The organism is Luteimonas soli (genome assembly GCF_042648865.1).
GTDB classification, from domain to species: domain Bacteria; phylum Pseudomonadota; class Gammaproteobacteria; order Xanthomonadales; family Xanthomonadaceae; genus Luteimonas; species Luteimonas soli.
Window position 1 is genome coordinate 743,385 of sequence record NZ_JBHRYA010000003.1, and the last position, 13,076, is coordinate 756,460.

At 68.2% G+C, this 13,076-nt stretch carries 12 protein-coding genes; 5 read left to right on the plus strand and 7 right to left on the minus strand.

Annotated features, from left to right (window positions below; translation table 11 throughout):
• Nucleotides 1-204: 204 nt before the first annotated feature.
• Both ACFONC_RS06670 and ACFONC_RS06675 read left to right on the plus strand, forming a co-directional pair.
• On the plus strand, nt 205-1,227 hold the full coding sequence (locus ACFONC_RS06670; RefSeq protein ID WP_386742927.1) for a right-handed parallel beta-helix repeat-containing protein: 1,023 nt from the start codon (nt 205-207) through the stop codon (nt 1,225-1,227).
• Between the two features lie 311 nt (nt 1,228-1,538).
• Nucleotides 1,539-2,984 carry a tyrosinase family protein gene (locus ACFONC_RS06675; protein WP_386742928.1) on the plus strand — a complete coding sequence of 482 codons (1,446 nt, stop codon included), beginning with the start codon at nt 1,539-1,541 and terminating at the stop codon, nt 2,982-2,984.
• 15 nt (nt 2,985-2,999) lie between these two features.
• On the opposite strand, the gene ACFONC_RS06680 is transcribed toward ACFONC_RS06675, so the two are convergent.
• Nucleotides 3,000-4,292 (minus strand): MFS transporter, encoded by a 1,293-nt coding sequence (locus ACFONC_RS06680; protein ID WP_386742929.1) that lies wholly within the window; start codon nt 4,290-4,292, stop codon nt 3,000-3,002.
• A gap of 175 nt (nt 4,293-4,467) precedes the next feature.
• Nucleotides 4,468-4,899, minus strand: coding sequence for a YciI family protein (locus ACFONC_RS06685; protein WP_386742930.1), 432 nt, complete (start codon nt 4,897-4,899; stop codon nt 4,468-4,470).
• A gap of 378 nt (nt 4,900-5,277) precedes the next feature.
• Here ACFONC_RS06685 and ACFONC_RS06690 point away from each other — a divergent pair, with 378 nt between their 5' ends.
• Nucleotides 5,278-7,302 (plus strand): serine hydrolase domain-containing protein, encoded by a 2,025-nt coding sequence (locus ACFONC_RS06690; RefSeq protein ID WP_386742931.1) that lies wholly within the window; start codon nt 5,278-5,280, stop codon nt 7,300-7,302.
• Between the two features lie 68 nt (nt 7,303-7,370).
• Here ACFONC_RS06690 and ACFONC_RS06695 read toward each other — a convergent pair whose 3' ends face one another.
• Both ACFONC_RS06695 and ACFONC_RS06700 read right to left on the minus strand, forming a co-directional pair.
• Nucleotides 7,371-7,940 (minus strand): DUF6151 family protein, encoded by a 570-nt coding sequence (locus ACFONC_RS06695; protein ID WP_386742932.1) that lies wholly within the window; start codon nt 7,938-7,940, stop codon nt 7,371-7,373.
• A gap of 77 nt (nt 7,941-8,017) precedes the next feature.
• The gene (locus ACFONC_RS06700) at nt 8,018-8,437 is read right to left on the minus strand and encodes a VOC family protein (protein WP_386742933.1); all 420 of its coding nucleotides are present in this window, start codon (nt 8,435-8,437) and stop codon (nt 8,018-8,020) included.
• A 213-nt stretch (nt 8,438-8,650) separates the two neighbouring features.
• On the opposite strand from ACFONC_RS06700, the gene ACFONC_RS06705 reads away from it, so the two are divergent.
• A complete protein-coding gene (locus tag ACFONC_RS06705) occupies nt 8,651-10,639 on the plus strand; it encodes a S9 family peptidase (RefSeq protein ID WP_386742934.1) in 1,989 nt (662 codons plus the stop codon).
• 312 nt (nt 10,640-10,951) lie between these two features.
• Nucleotides 10,952-11,329 (plus strand): VOC family protein, encoded by a 378-nt coding sequence (locus ACFONC_RS06710; protein ID WP_386742935.1) that lies wholly within the window; start codon nt 10,952-10,954, stop codon nt 11,327-11,329.
• 134 nt (nt 11,330-11,463) lie between these two features.
• Here the strand turns inward: ACFONC_RS06710 and ACFONC_RS06715 are convergent, their stop codons facing one another.
• The 3 genes from ACFONC_RS06715 to ACFONC_RS06725 form a co-directional block, all read right to left on the minus strand.
• A complete protein-coding gene (locus ACFONC_RS06715) occupies nt 11,464-11,853 on the minus strand; it encodes a cupin domain-containing protein (RefSeq protein WP_386742936.1) in 390 nt (129 codons plus the stop codon).
• Nucleotides 11,854-11,862: 9 nt separating this feature from the next.
• Nucleotides 11,863-12,492, minus strand: coding sequence for a hypothetical protein (locus ACFONC_RS06720; RefSeq protein ID WP_386743079.1), 630 nt, complete (start codon nt 12,490-12,492; stop codon nt 11,863-11,865).
• Between the two features lie 145 nt (nt 12,493-12,637).
• Nucleotides 12,638-12,907 (minus strand): hypothetical protein, encoded by a 270-nt coding sequence (locus ACFONC_RS06725; protein ID WP_386742937.1) that lies wholly within the window; start codon nt 12,905-12,907, stop codon nt 12,638-12,640.
• Nucleotides 12,908-13,076: the final 169 nt, after the last annotated feature.

A 13,076-nucleotide genomic window follows, 5' to 3' on the forward strand; every position in this document is an offset into this window, starting at 1 on the left:
CCGCCGCACATGTCGGAATGCGCGGCGGCAAGCCCCTGTCCCCCAGCCAACGCGCATGTGCGCGGCAATCGGACAACCCGACCTTCGCTCCGGCGATCGCCGACTCGATCGATCCTCTCCGCTTCCTTCCACCGGCCTGTCCCCTCACGACCGCCGGTCGCGTAACTGTCACCACATCCCCCGCCGGCCACCTACGGAGGCCCCATGCTTCGCATCCTTGCAACGCTGCTCCTGTCCGCGATCGCCCTCGCCCACGCTGCCCCTGCACGGGCCCAGAGCTGCGGTGACACGATCACCCACGACATCACCCTGACCGCCAACCTGCATTGCACCGCCGGGTGGGTCGCGCTGTACGTACCGGTCAGCGGCATCACCATCGACCTCAACGGATACACCCTCAGCGGAAACCGGGGCCTGGTCGGCATCGACCTCCAGGAGGCAAGTTCGGTACGCATCATCAACGGCAGCATCCGCGGCTTCTGGGGTGGCGTGGTCGGGCTGCGTTCGCACAAGCTGAAGATGCAGAACGTGAAGCTCGAGGACCTGGGCACGGGCATTTCGCTCAACTACAGCTACGGTGCGCAGGTCATCGACAATAATTTCCACGGGATTTCCGGCCCTGCAATCAGCTTCGGTGTGCCGCTCGGCGCGGGCTACGGCGCGGCCGGGTCCCATTACATCGCCTACAACCGGATCACCGGCGCGGGCACGGGCATCAAGCTCTGCGGCTACGACAACGGGAACGCCGTCATCACCGGCAACCAGTTGCTCAAGATTGCCGCCTACGGCATCCACGCAAGCGACGGCAGCGGCAGCCACCAGGTCAAGGGCAACCTGATCCGCGGCATCGAGAACACCGGCATCGTGCTGCGCGGAAGCCGGGCCAACGTCATCACCGACAACGTCCTGCAGGAGGGGCGACTCGGCATCGCCATGACCCCGCAGTTCACTGGTGAATGCAAGACCGGCCCGCTGACGTCACCCTGGATCCGCGACAACCGGATCGAGTCCAACCACATCCTCAAGCTCGAGGGCGGCGTCACCCTGGGCATGGGCATGATGGACAAGCCGCTGGTGTTCAAGAACCAGATCCGCTTCAACGATATCCATGACGACGGCACCGGCCTGTACTTCCAGGAAGACGCGCATGGCAACGACGCCAGGGGCAATGACTTCCTCGGCACCTCGACACCGATCGTCGACCACGGCGCCTACAACCGGTACTGAGTCCACCGTACCGCCCCTGCAGCAGTCGCAGCGTCCCCGGCACTGCCGTACCGGGGACGTGGTCGCGGCCCGCTTCCGATACGTGCCGCGCCTGCGGGCACACGAAGCTTCCGGCCTTCGCCTCTGTTGGCCGGCGTGAAGTCCCGGTGACATGCCGAATACCGGACCCCGGCGGCCCACGCTGGCCGGTACATGGTCGCCGGTGCGTTGCCACCACTGCAGGGGGTGTCCGCATCAGGCACCAATGGAGGACCCGCGATCCCCGGATCGCAGGGCCGCCCCCGGTCCGCCGATGCACGGCGGAGATCATCATGCAGATCAGCAGGCGCGAGTTCACCCTCCTCATGTCGTCGGTCGCCGTCGCACTGGCGACGCCGTTGGCGTTGGCCCAGGCACTGCGCGTGCGGCGCGAGATCCGCACGCTCCCCGAGGCCGACATCGACGCACTGAAGGCAGGCGTGCAGGCAATGCGGGCCCTGCCCAAGGCCGACTTGCACGCCTGGCTCTACCAGGCCGGCGTGCACGGCGCGCCGGCGGCGGACAGCGCCGGCGTACCCGATGCCGCAACCTACTGGAACCAGTGCGTGCACTTCGGCCTGCACTTCCTCAGCTGGCACCGCTGGGAACTGCTGTTCATCGAGGAAATCATGCGGCAGATGTCGGGCTACTGCAGCTTCGCGCTCCCATACTGGGACTACCTGGCCGACGGCTTCCTGCCCGATCCGCTCCGCCAGACCCCGGACGGGAACAACCCGCTCTATGACGGCACCCGCATCGCTGCGCTCAACAACGGCACCGCCGGCTTGTCCGGAATGAATCTCGATGCCCTGGACGAAGCCCAGTTCCCCGGCTTCTCGGGGATCCTCTACGGCAACCCGCACTCGGCAGTGCATGGGCAAGTGAGCGGCAACATGGGCTCCGTCCCCACGGCCGCGCGCGACCCGGTCTTCTACCTGCACCATTGCAACATCGACCGCTACTGGGAGTGCTGGTCACGCAAGGGCGGCAGCAACCCCGACGGATCCTGGTCGGGACAGACGTTCCCGTTCCGCACCGTCACCGGCCATCGCGACGCGCGAGCCGGCGACGCCGGCAGGACCGCGAATCTCGGCTACACGTACGACAACCTTCCGTGCGGGCGCTTGATCAACCCGGCCCTGCTGGACCTGCTGCGCGAGCTGCGCTACCTGAAGCTGCGCGTGCGTCCGCGCCCGATCCCGGAACCGGATCCCTGGCCATGGCGTCCCGCCATCACTACCGAACCCTTCGAGATCACCGCGCTACCCGTGGCGTTCGTGCTGGCGCAGTCCGACCTGCAGAAGGCAGGCCTTGCCAAGGCAATCCTGGATGCCAAGGGCACCTCCGCCGCGATCGTGCTGCATGGCGTGAAGACGACCGATGCCGCACGCAAGGGCGGGTTCTTCATCGACGCATGGATCGCCCCCGTCGACGCGATGCGTTCGGGCAAAACGGACAGCGCCCGCCACGCCGGCAGCTTCAGCAGCTTCGACCTGTCCATGCCGGCGGACCATGCGCGGCACCACGCCACCGTCGGCGCAACCGGGGCGCCGTCCATCGCGTTGCCCCTGAGCGAAGACGCCATGCGCCTGCTCGCCGGGAGCAAGGGCGACATCGCGGTCGTGTTCGTGCGCCGGGGGCTGGTCGATCGCAAGAACCGGCCCATCGACGATGGCGGACAGGCGACCCTGTTCCATGTCGAGGGAATGGGCCTGGGAATCGCAGCCGCATCCCGCTGAGGGAGCGCCGACGGGTCACGTCACGCGTTCGCCCGCCGCCACGCGCACGTCCGTCTCGTCGGCCGGCGCGGCCTGGATCACCAGGCGCAGCCGTCCTGCATCCCGCGCCAGATGCAGGCCGCGGTGCCTGACCAGATAGCCGACCGCCACCGCGGCCGCCGCGATCCCCGACAGCGCGCCCACGCCCAGCGCCCAGCGCGCGCCGAAGCGGTCGACCACCCATCCGACCAGCGGCGCTCCCAGCGGCGTGCCGCCCATTACCACGGCGATCCGCAGCGCCAGCACCCGGCCGCGCATCGTGCGCTCGGTGGTCAGCTGCATCATCGAGTTGCTGGCGGTCATGAAGGTCAGCGCGGCGAGGCCGACGAAGAACAGCACGATGCCGAACAGCAACGGCCCGGGCATCAGCGCCGCCACCGCCACGCTGAGGCCGAAGCCGCCCGCCGATACCGCCATCAGCACCATCCCGGGCACCGGGCGGCGTGCCGACAGCAGCGCACCGCTCATCGTGCCCACCGCCATCGCCGAGGTCAGCAGGCCGTACTGGCTGGCATCGCCCTGGAACTCGGTGACCGACATGGTGGAAATGAAGATCGCGAAATTGAAGCCGAATGTCCCGAGCAGGAACAGCATCACCAGCACCGCCATCAGGTCCGGCCGGTTCCACACGTAGCGGAATCCCGCCAGCAGGCTGCCGCGCGTGCGTTCGGGCAAGGCTTCGGTATGCAGCTCGTGCACCCGGAGCAGCCACAGCGAGACCAGCACCGCCGCGTACGAACCCGCATTGACCACGAACAGCCAGCCCTCGCCGATCGCCGCGATCAGCACGCCCGCCACGGCGGGACCGAGCATCCTCGCGGCATTGAAGGAAGCCGAGTTCAGCGCCACCGCATTGGCCAGGTCGTCATCGCTGACCAGGTCCGACACGAACGCCTGCCGCGCCGGCGCGTCGAACGCGGTGACGCAGCCCAGCAGGAATGCGAATCCGTACACATGCCAAAGCTGCACTGCGCCGGACAGGGTCAGCAGGCCCAGGCCCAGTGCCAGCACGCCGGCTGCGGCCTGGGTGAACAACAGCAGCTTGCGGCGATCGAGATGGTCGGCGGCGAATCCGGTCAGCGGCAACAGAAGCAGCGGCGGCCCGAACTGCAGCGCCATCACCGTCCCCACCGCCGTGGCGTTGTGGTCGGTGAGCACGGTCAGCACCAGCCAGTCCTGCCCGATGCGCTGCATCCACGTGCCCACGTTGGACACCAGCGCGCCCCCGGCCCAGAGCCGGTAGTTATAGCTCCGGAGCGAGTGGAACATGCTGCTCAAAGCGTGCCTGGCGCCTCAGTCGGAACGTGGCCGCCGAAGCAACCGGGGCACCATGCTAACGCGATGGCCGCGAACGGCATGCGCAGTCCACCCGTAGGGCGGGTCTTGACCCGCCACTGCCGCGGACGATCCCCTATGGCGGGTCAAGACCCGCCCTATCGCGTTTTCAATCGCTGCCGAGCCGCTCGCGCAGCCGCTGCTCCCGCTCAGCGACCTCCGGGGTCACCGCGTCGCCGAAATCCTTCATTTCATAGAAGGGGCGGATTTCGAGCTCGCTCGGCCCGGGCATCGGATTGGGGCAGCGCTTCGCCCAGGCGACGGCTTCGTCCATGTCCTTGACCTCCCAGACCCAGTAACCCGCGACCAGTTCGCGCGCCTCGGCGAAGGGGCCGTCGATCACCGTCCGGCTCGCGCCATCGAAGGCGATCCGCTTGCCCGCCGACGAAGGCTTGAGCCCGTCGCCGTCGATCATCACCCCGGCCTTCACCAGTTCCTCGTTGAACTTCCCCATCGCCTCGAACATTTCGGTCATCTCGGCGGCAGGCGGCAGGCCGCGCTCGCTGTCCTCGGTCGCCTTCACGAATACCATCACGCGCATCGTTCTTCTCCTTCGTCGTGGCCGGCATGGCCTTCATTCCAGACGACGAAGCTGCAAGCGCGGAATCGACATCGACCTGAACACGCGGCGCCCATCCGACGCCTGGCAGCGGCCCCGACTGCCCGGTGACGCGATCCAGCACGCGCCGGGTCTGCGTCCCGGACTTCGGCGAATGCCCGACCGGATCGAAGCGAGGAAGGCGTTGTCGTCCACGTGATGCTTGCCGATGGCCCCCATCGCGGGTCGAGACACGCCCTGCCGGAAGCCGACTCCGGGCCCAGGCCTCCATGCCATCCGACAGTTGCGTCGTTTGCCAGGAACGTGCGTAGTGGAGGCCCGCAGGTTTCCCCTTCCTCCAACCGGACCAAGGAACCGATCATGAAGCGTCTTCCCCTGGTTGCATTCGGCGCACTGGCGCTGCTGCTCGGCGGCTGCAAGCCGGCTTCCGATTCCCCCGCCACCACGCAGGCTCCAGCCGCGAATGCGTCCGCTCCAGCCGAACCCGAGACCCTGGCCACCGACACGCCGCGCACCACCGTCGACGGCAACCCGTTCGTGGCACCCGAAGGCTGGACGCTGGAAACGAAAGGGCCGGCCATACTCCTGACGCCGCCGGAAGGCGGTTCCCGCATCGCGCTGGTGGACGTCGCCGGCGAGGACGCGGATGCCGCGGTCGCTGCAGCGTGGCAAGCCTACGACGCCGACGCGAAGTGGCCGCTCAAGCTGGCGACTGACCGGCCAGCGCGCGATGGCTGGGAGCAGATCCGCAACTACGACTATGAAACGTCAGCCAACGACCGGCGCAGCGTGGGGGCGGCGGCCCTCAAACACGGCGGGCGCTGGACGGTCGCGATCTACGACATGGCCCACGCCGTCGGCGAGAAGCGCGGCGCACAGGTCTCGCTGATCTTCGACCGGCTGATGCCCAAGGGCTACAACCGCGAGTCCTTCGCCGGCAAGACCGCGCACAAGCTCGACGATGCGCGCCTGGCGCAGCTGACGAAGTTCGTCGAGGACGCACGCCAGACGCTGGACGTGCCGGGCGTGGCGATCGGCATCGTGCAGGACGGCAAGGTGGTGTTCGCCGACGGCTTCGGCGTGCGCGCGCTCGGCAAGCCGGAGAAGGTCGACGGCGACACGCGGTTCATGATCGCGTCCAACACCAAGGCGATGACCACGCTGATGCTCGCGAAGCTGGTCGCGGACGGGAAGTTTGGCTGGAAGACGCCGGTCACGCAGCTCCTGTCCGAGTTCAAGCTCGGTGATGCGGATACCACCCGCCAGGTACTGGTCGAACACCTGATCTGCGCCTGCACCGGGCTGCCGCGGCAGGACATGGAATGGCTGTTCGAGAGCGAAGGCGCGACGCCGGAATCGGTGATGGCGACGCTGGCCACGATGCAGCCGACCAGCAAGTTCGGCGAGCTGTTCCAGTACTCCAACCCGATGGCCGCGGCGGCCGGGTTCGCAGGCGGGCACGTGCTGTATCCGGACAAGGAGCTTGGCGCGGCCTATGACGCGGCGATGCAGTCGCAGGTGTTCGGCCCGCTGGGCATGAAGTCGACGACCTTCGACTACGATGCGGCGATGCGCGGCAATTACGCCATGCCACACGGACTGGACGTGGACGGCAATACGGTGCCCGCGAGCATGGACCTCAACCACACCATCATCCCCGCGCGTCCCGCGGGCGCGGTGTGGAGCACCGTCAACGACGTGCTGCGCTACGTGCAGATGGAACTCGACAAGGGCCTGCTGCCCGACGGCACGCGCTACATCGACGAGGCGCCACTGCTGGAGCGCCGCAAGCAGCAGGTCGCGCTCGGCAACGACGCCAGCTACGGCATGGGGCTGATGGTCGACCGCACCTGGGGCATCCCGGTGGTGCACCACGGCGGCGACATGCTCGGCTTCCACTCCGACATGATGTGGCTGCCCGAGCACAACGTCGGCGCGGTGATCCTGACCAACTCGGACCCGGGCGTCTTCATCCGCGGGCCGTTCCAGCGCCGGCTGCTCGAGGTGCTGTTCGACGGCAAGCCCGAGGCGGTCGAGAACGTGGCCTCGCAGGCCAGGCGTCTTGAGGAAAGCCGGGCCGCCGAACGCAAGCGCCTGACCGCCCCCGCCGACGCCGCAGCCGTGGACGCGCTGGCCGCGCACTACCGCAGCGACGAACTCGGCGACATCGCCGTTTCGCGCAAGGGCGACGCGACCTGGTTCGACTTCGGTGGCTGGAAGAGCGAGGTGGCGTCGCGCAGGAACGACGACGGCACGACCTCGTTCATCACCATCTCGCCGGGCGAGGACGGCTTCGAGTTCGTGGTCGCCGACAAGGATGGCGCGCGTTCGCTGGTACTGCGCGACGCGCAGCACGAGTACGCGTTCGCCGAAGCGGAGGGATAAGCGAAGCGACGGGCAGCGGGGCCGGATCCGGCCGGTCCCGTTCCGGATGAGCTACCGTCCGCGGCCGGTCACTGGCTGCGGCCGACGATCTCCGGCGTCCGGATTGGCTTGCCCGTCGCCGGATCGAAGAACGGGGATTCGCGGCGCTTGCGCAGGCGGGCGACGAGCAGGCCCAGCATCACCCGGCCGATGCCGGACACCTGCGCAAGCCGGTTCACGCGCACCGGCGCCGTGGCCGAGCCGGTGCCGACCAGGCAGCGCCGCGGCGGCCCGAATGCCTCGTCGACCGCCTCGCCCGCCCCTTCCATGCACGCAGGCGACATGCCTGCGTAGTGCACGGCCGGATCGCGCGGCGTATTGCCCAGCGGCGTGCGGCAGCAGGCGGCGTACCAGCGGTAGATACCGCGTTCGCTCCACGACATGCAGGCGATCTGCTCCTCGCCCGCGGTGAAGCGCACCTGCGAAGGCGCCACTGCCACGATGTCCACGCCGCCGGCATCGTCCAGCAGCCCGGGCGCGCCCAGCCATTGCGCGTAGGCGCGGCAGTCCTTGCAGTAGCAGCTCGCGCGGGCATAGGTGCGTCCGGTACCGACTTCGCCTTGCACCTGGCCGCAGCGGCAGCGGAGGGGAATCGACATCACGTGCTCCCGTGGTTGTGCGGCAAGCCTGCCTCTACCCGCGTCGGCCCCGCAACCCTGGGCCGCTCCGCGAGGCGTCACTTGCCGTTGGTGTTCACCATCCACGGCACGCCGAAGCGGTCCACCAGGCTGCCGTAGCCGGGCGACCAGAAGGTCTCGGCGAAATCCATCACCACCGTGCCGCCCTCCTTCAGCGCGTCGAACCAGCGGCGCGCCTGGTCGGCGTCGTCGGTGTGCAGGGTCACGTCGAATCCGTTCTTCGGCTTGCCGACATTCGGCGCCCACTGCTCGTCCATGTCCGCGCCCATCAGGGCCTGGTCGCCGACCTCCAACCAGCAGTGCATCAGCCAGTCCTTGTACTTGGGGTCGACCGGCATGTCCGGCGGGCCGTCGCCGTAGGGAAAGGCGGCGGTGATCCTGCCGCCGAGCACCTTTGCGTAGAACTCGAATGCCTCGCGGCACTGGCCGCGGAAGCTGAGACTGGTGACGATCTTCATGGCACTCCTGCTGGCATTGGCCGGGGTGGGAGGCGCAGGTTGCCATGGTCCTGGTTAAAGCGGGCGTCACGCCGCCCGCGGGGCGCGGTGCGAAGGGCCGACCCCGCGATGCCGCCACGTCGACAAGGGGAACATCCGGCCGCGCGGATGGCTTGCCATGTCCCGGCGCCGCAGGACTATGATGGCTCGCCAAACAACGAGGGGAGGCCCCAAATGCCCGGATTGCACCTGCGCTTCATGACGATCGCCGGGGGGACGGCGCTTCTCCTTGCTGCCTGCAGCTCCGGCAACGGGGACGGTCGGAATGCCGCCGCGGCAACCGATGCGGCCGATGCGGCGGCCGAGCCGGCGCTTCCGGAGCGCTACGACGCCAAAGCCTTCTTCACCACGACGACGTACTCCCTCGCCGGTGGTCACGTCTGGTCGCCGGACGACGGCAGGCTGCTTGTCAGTTCGGACGCGACCGGGATCTTCAACGCCTACGCGCTCGACGCCGGCGACGGCACAGCGACGCCGTTGACCACGTCGACGACCGATTCGACGTTCGCCGTTTCCTGGTTCCCCGACGACGCCCGCGTGCTGTTCGCCGCGGACAAGGGCGGCAACGAACTCGACCACCTGTACGTGCGCGAAGAGGACGGCACCACGCAGGACCTGACCCCGGGCGAGAAGGTCAAGGCCGGCTTCATGGGCTGGTCGAAGGACGGCAAGTCCTTCTATGTGGAAACCAACGAGCGCGACCCCGCCGCCTTCGACCTGTACCGCTACGCGACCGACGGTTACGAACGCACGCTGGTGTTCCGCAACGACGACGCGCTCGCCATCGCCGCGGTATCGCCCGATGGCAACACGGTCGCCATGGTCAAGTCGCGCACCAGCGCCGACTCCGATCTCTACATCCTCGACACCAGGACCGCGGGCGCCGGGCCGAAGCTCATCACCCCGCACGAGGGCAACATCTCGTACGGCGTCCACGAGTTCACGCCCGACAGCGGCAAGCTCGTGTACTCGACCGACCAGCACGGCGAGTTCCAGCAGGCGTGGACCTACGACCTCGGCACCGGCAAGTCCGAACCCCTGGTCTCCGCCGAGTGGGACGTGGCCTTCGTGACGTACTCCGATTCGGGCCGCTACCGCGTGTCGGGCACGAACGCGGACGCGCGCACGGCCGTCGCGATCCTCGACACGCAGACGGGCAAGGAGATCGAACTGGGCGGCCTGCCGCCGGGCGATCTCGCGCAGGTCCGCTTCTCACGCGATGAAAGCCGGCTCGCACTCATGGTGAGCTCCGACACGTCGCCGCGCGACGTCTACACGGTCGACCTCGCGGCTGGCGACAGCAAGCGCCTGACCAAGGCGCTGAACCCGGCGATCGACGAGGCCAACCTCGTTGCGTCGGAAGTCGTCCGTTATCCGAGCTTCGACGATCTCGATATCCCCGCGATCCAGTACCGGCCCAAGGGCGCATCGGCGACTCACAAGGTGCCGGCACTCGTGTGGGTGCACGGCGGCCCCGGCGGCCAGAGCCGCACCGGTTACTCCGCCACCATCCAGCACCTGGTGAACCACGGCTACGCGGTGCTCGCGGCGAACAACCGCGGCTCGTCGGGCTACGGCAAGACCTTCTTCCACATGGACGACAGGAAGCACGGCGAAGTGGACCTGCAGGACATCGTCCATGCCAAGCAGTACCTCGCCTCGCTCAACTGGGTCGACCCCGACCGCATCGGCATCATCGGCGGCTCCTACGGCGGCTACATGGTGGGCGCCGCGCTCGCGTTCGAGCCTGAAGCGTTCGACGTCGGCATCGACATTTTCGGCGTCATGAACTGGGTGCGCACGCTCGAGAGCATCCCGCCGTGGTGGGCGTCGTTCAAGGAAGCGCTGTACGACGAGATGGGCGACCCCGCGACCGACGCCGAACGCCACCGCCGGATCTCGCCGCTGTTCCACGCGGAGAACATCAAGGTGCCGCTGCTGGTCGTGCAGGGCGCCAACGACCCGCGCGTACTGCAGGCGGAAAGCGACGAGATCGTCGCCGCCGTGCGCGCCAACGGCGTGCCGGTGGAATACGTGCTGTTCGATGACGAGGGCCACGGCTTCACCAAGCGCGAGAACCGCATCGCGGCGTCGGAAGCCTATGTGAAGTTCCTGGGCACGCACATGGGGACCGCGGAGCAGCCCCCGCAACCAGCTGACTGAAGACGGGTTGACCAGCTCCGCTGCTGGAAGCCGCCGCGCTCCACGAATCCTGCGCTGAGGCTTCCCGAAAAGGAGTACCGCGATCGTCATTGGCGGCAGCCGCCAGGCAAGTCATGAACAACGCGGCGCCGACGAGCGCTCCCCGGATCGATACGGCCACGTGCCTTCCCCTGTGTTGTCCCCGATCCGGAGGATAGCCCAGCCCATTCACCGCGTTAACGCCAACTTGACGCCCCTCCAACGCCGGTCCGCGCAAGGTCGTCGCTCCTGTCGCCGCACGGCGTGCGGCGCATTCGTGAAGCGGAGAGACCGATGTTGAAGGACAAGACTTCAAACGCCATCGTCGCCGTCAGCGACCTTGAGCGCGCGCGGAATTTCTACACCGACACGCTGGGCCTTGAACCTCGCGGCGGCGGCGTGGAGGGCGTGCTGGAATACCGGACGGGCAACTCGTCACTCGCGGTCTATCGGTCCGAGGGCGTCCGGCCGGGAACGGGAAACGCGGTGGCCTGGAGCGGCGGGAATGACGTCGAGGCCATCGCCGAAGACCTGCGCGCGAAAGGCGTGACCCTGGAAGAATATCCCGACATGGGCATGGACATCGACCGCGGCGTGCACAGGAGCGACGGCTTCGCGGGCATCTGGTTCAAGGACCCCGACGGCAACATCCTGCACGTCCACAGCATGTAACCCCTCCCCTCTCCCCGGAGTGGTGTCAGGGACAGTCCGGACAGGGGCGTGCTTGCCGTCGGCATTTTCGACGGCGATGCCGGCGCCAGGAATTGCGCAACCAGGTCCGATGCGGATGCTACGCCGCCCTTCGCCTACTCCAGGTCGGTCTGGATCCAGCGCGGCGAGTGATGGATGTCGATCGTCTGCAGGCGGCCCGGCCCGAGATTCTCGAAACGGTGCGGCACGCCCGCGGGGCCGAGGACAACCTCGCCGGCCGAGGCGTCGAGGGTCATGTCGCCGACAAAGAACCTGGCGTTGCCCTGGACGACGATGAACGTCTCGTCGTAGGGATGGACGTGGAGGCGCGGCCCTACGCCAGGCGTGTCGGTGCCGTATGCCAGCACGGTGACCGGTCCACCGATGGCGATTCCGTCGATGGACCCGCGCCACGGGACTTCGGCAGCCGGATCGAACAGCGTGGCTCGCGCCGCAGGGCGCCCATCCGGCTTCACCGTGGCAGGGTCGAAATCTTGGCGTGGCATACAGTCGCGCTACTTCCGCGCGAAGTCCGGGAACGTCTCCTCGATCGACGCCTTGTCCGGCAGGATGTAGAACACCCCGCCCCGCTCGAACGTCGGGCGGACGACCTGCTCGTAGAACTCGGGCGAGACGTTGATGCAGCCGTGGGTGACGCGGTTGTCGTCCGGCGAAGGCGAGGCCAGGCGCTCGACGCGCCGCTCGGCCGGGACGCCGGTGGCGGTCGGGTGGATGGAGACCGCGGAATCGTAGTCCACCCACAGCACGCGCCCGGCGTCGATCGACGGGCCAAAGCCGCCGACGAAGCGGCCGGCCGGCGTCGTGCGATCGCGGCCCGGGATCTCGCGAAGCGCCAGCCCGGCGACGCCGGGCGCGGAATGATCGCCGACCGCGGAGCCGAACAGCCCGGGCGCCGCGCCGCGAAGCCGGCCGTCGCCGCCGAACACCAGGATCTGTGCGGCGGCCTTGTCGATGACCGCGAACGGATAGCCCAGGTTGTCCTTGGCGGCGACCACCCAGCCGGCGAGATCGGTCACCGTGCTGGAGACCTCCTGGCCAGGCGGAAGCTGGTCGACGGCGGAGGCCGGCGGCGCGTCGGCATCCTTGGCGCTGGCCACCCCGACGCTCGCGAACGCCAGCGCCAGCGCAACGGAAGCGGCCCGGATCGCGGGGTGTGTGCAGGTGCGGATGGACAATTCCTCGTAAAGACTGGTGAAGACCGGAGACCGGTGGCCAGCAAGGGCCACCGGTCCCGGTTCAAGCCGTTCGTTGCGAATCGTGCAAGAGCGACTAACCGCGCGGCTTGCGGCCCGGCGCCGTTTCGAGCTGCTGGACGCGGCCTTCCAGCTGGTCCAGCCGCTGGTTGGCCTGCTGCGCGGACTGGTTGGCGGACTCGGCGCTCTGCGCCGCACCCTGCACCCGCGAGTCGAGCTGGTCGAGGCGCGAGTTCACCCGCGCGAAGTCGTCATCGTAGGTGGCGCAGGCGCCAAGGCCCAGGGTGAGGACGGCCGCCAGGCCAAGCGTTCGTGCCATCACCACTTGTTGTTTGGACAGGGACATGCGAGTTCTCCTTCGTCGGGGGAGTTCGGAATATAGCGGCCTTCCTGCCGGAGCCACCGATTGCGTTCAGCTGGGGTTGGACTACGTAGATGGCTTGTGAACCATGTGAGGCGGCACGACCAGCCTGCTGCCGGCCGCCGACCATGACCAAAGGTCCGGGAGCAGGCGT

What these genes read in the sequence shown, in the direction of transcription:
- ACFONC_RS06670 (WP_386742927.1), top strand. Translation starts at nt 205, where the DNA reads ATGCTTCGCATCCTTGCAACGCTGCTCCTGTCCGCGATCGCCCTCGCC.
- ACFONC_RS06675 (WP_386742928.1), top strand. Translation starts at nt 1,539, where the DNA reads ATGCAGATCAGCAGGCGCGAGTTCACCCTCCTCATGTCGTCGGTCGCC.
- ACFONC_RS06680 (WP_386742929.1), bottom strand. Translation starts at nt 4,292, where the DNA reads ATGTTCCACTCGCTCCGGAGCTATAACTACCGGCTCTGGGCCGGGGGC.
- ACFONC_RS06685 (WP_386742930.1), bottom strand. Translation starts at nt 4,899, where the DNA reads ATGCGCGTGATGGTATTCGTGAAGGCGACCGAGGACAGCGAGCGCGGC.
- ACFONC_RS06690 (WP_386742931.1), top strand. Translation starts at nt 5,278, where the DNA reads ATGAAGCGTCTTCCCCTGGTTGCATTCGGCGCACTGGCGCTGCTGCTC.
- ACFONC_RS06695 (WP_386742932.1), bottom strand. Translation starts at nt 7,940, where the DNA reads ATGTCGATTCCCCTCCGCTGCCGCTGCGGCCAGGTGCAAGGCGAAGTC.
- ACFONC_RS06700 (WP_386742933.1), bottom strand. Translation starts at nt 8,437, where the DNA reads ATGAAGATCGTCACCAGTCTCAGCTTCCGCGGCCAGTGCCGCGAGGCA.
- ACFONC_RS06705 (WP_386742934.1), top strand. Translation starts at nt 8,651, where the DNA reads ATGCCCGGATTGCACCTGCGCTTCATGACGATCGCCGGGGGGACGGCG.
- ACFONC_RS06710 (WP_386742935.1), top strand. Translation starts at nt 10,952, where the DNA reads ATGTTGAAGGACAAGACTTCAAACGCCATCGTCGCCGTCAGCGACCTT.
- ACFONC_RS06715 (WP_386742936.1), bottom strand. Translation starts at nt 11,853, where the DNA reads ATGCCACGCCAAGATTTCGACCCTGCCACGGTGAAGCCGGATGGGCGC.
- ACFONC_RS06725 (WP_386742937.1), bottom strand. Translation starts at nt 12,907, where the DNA reads ATGTCCCTGTCCAAACAACAAGTGGTGATGGCACGAACGCTTGGCCTG.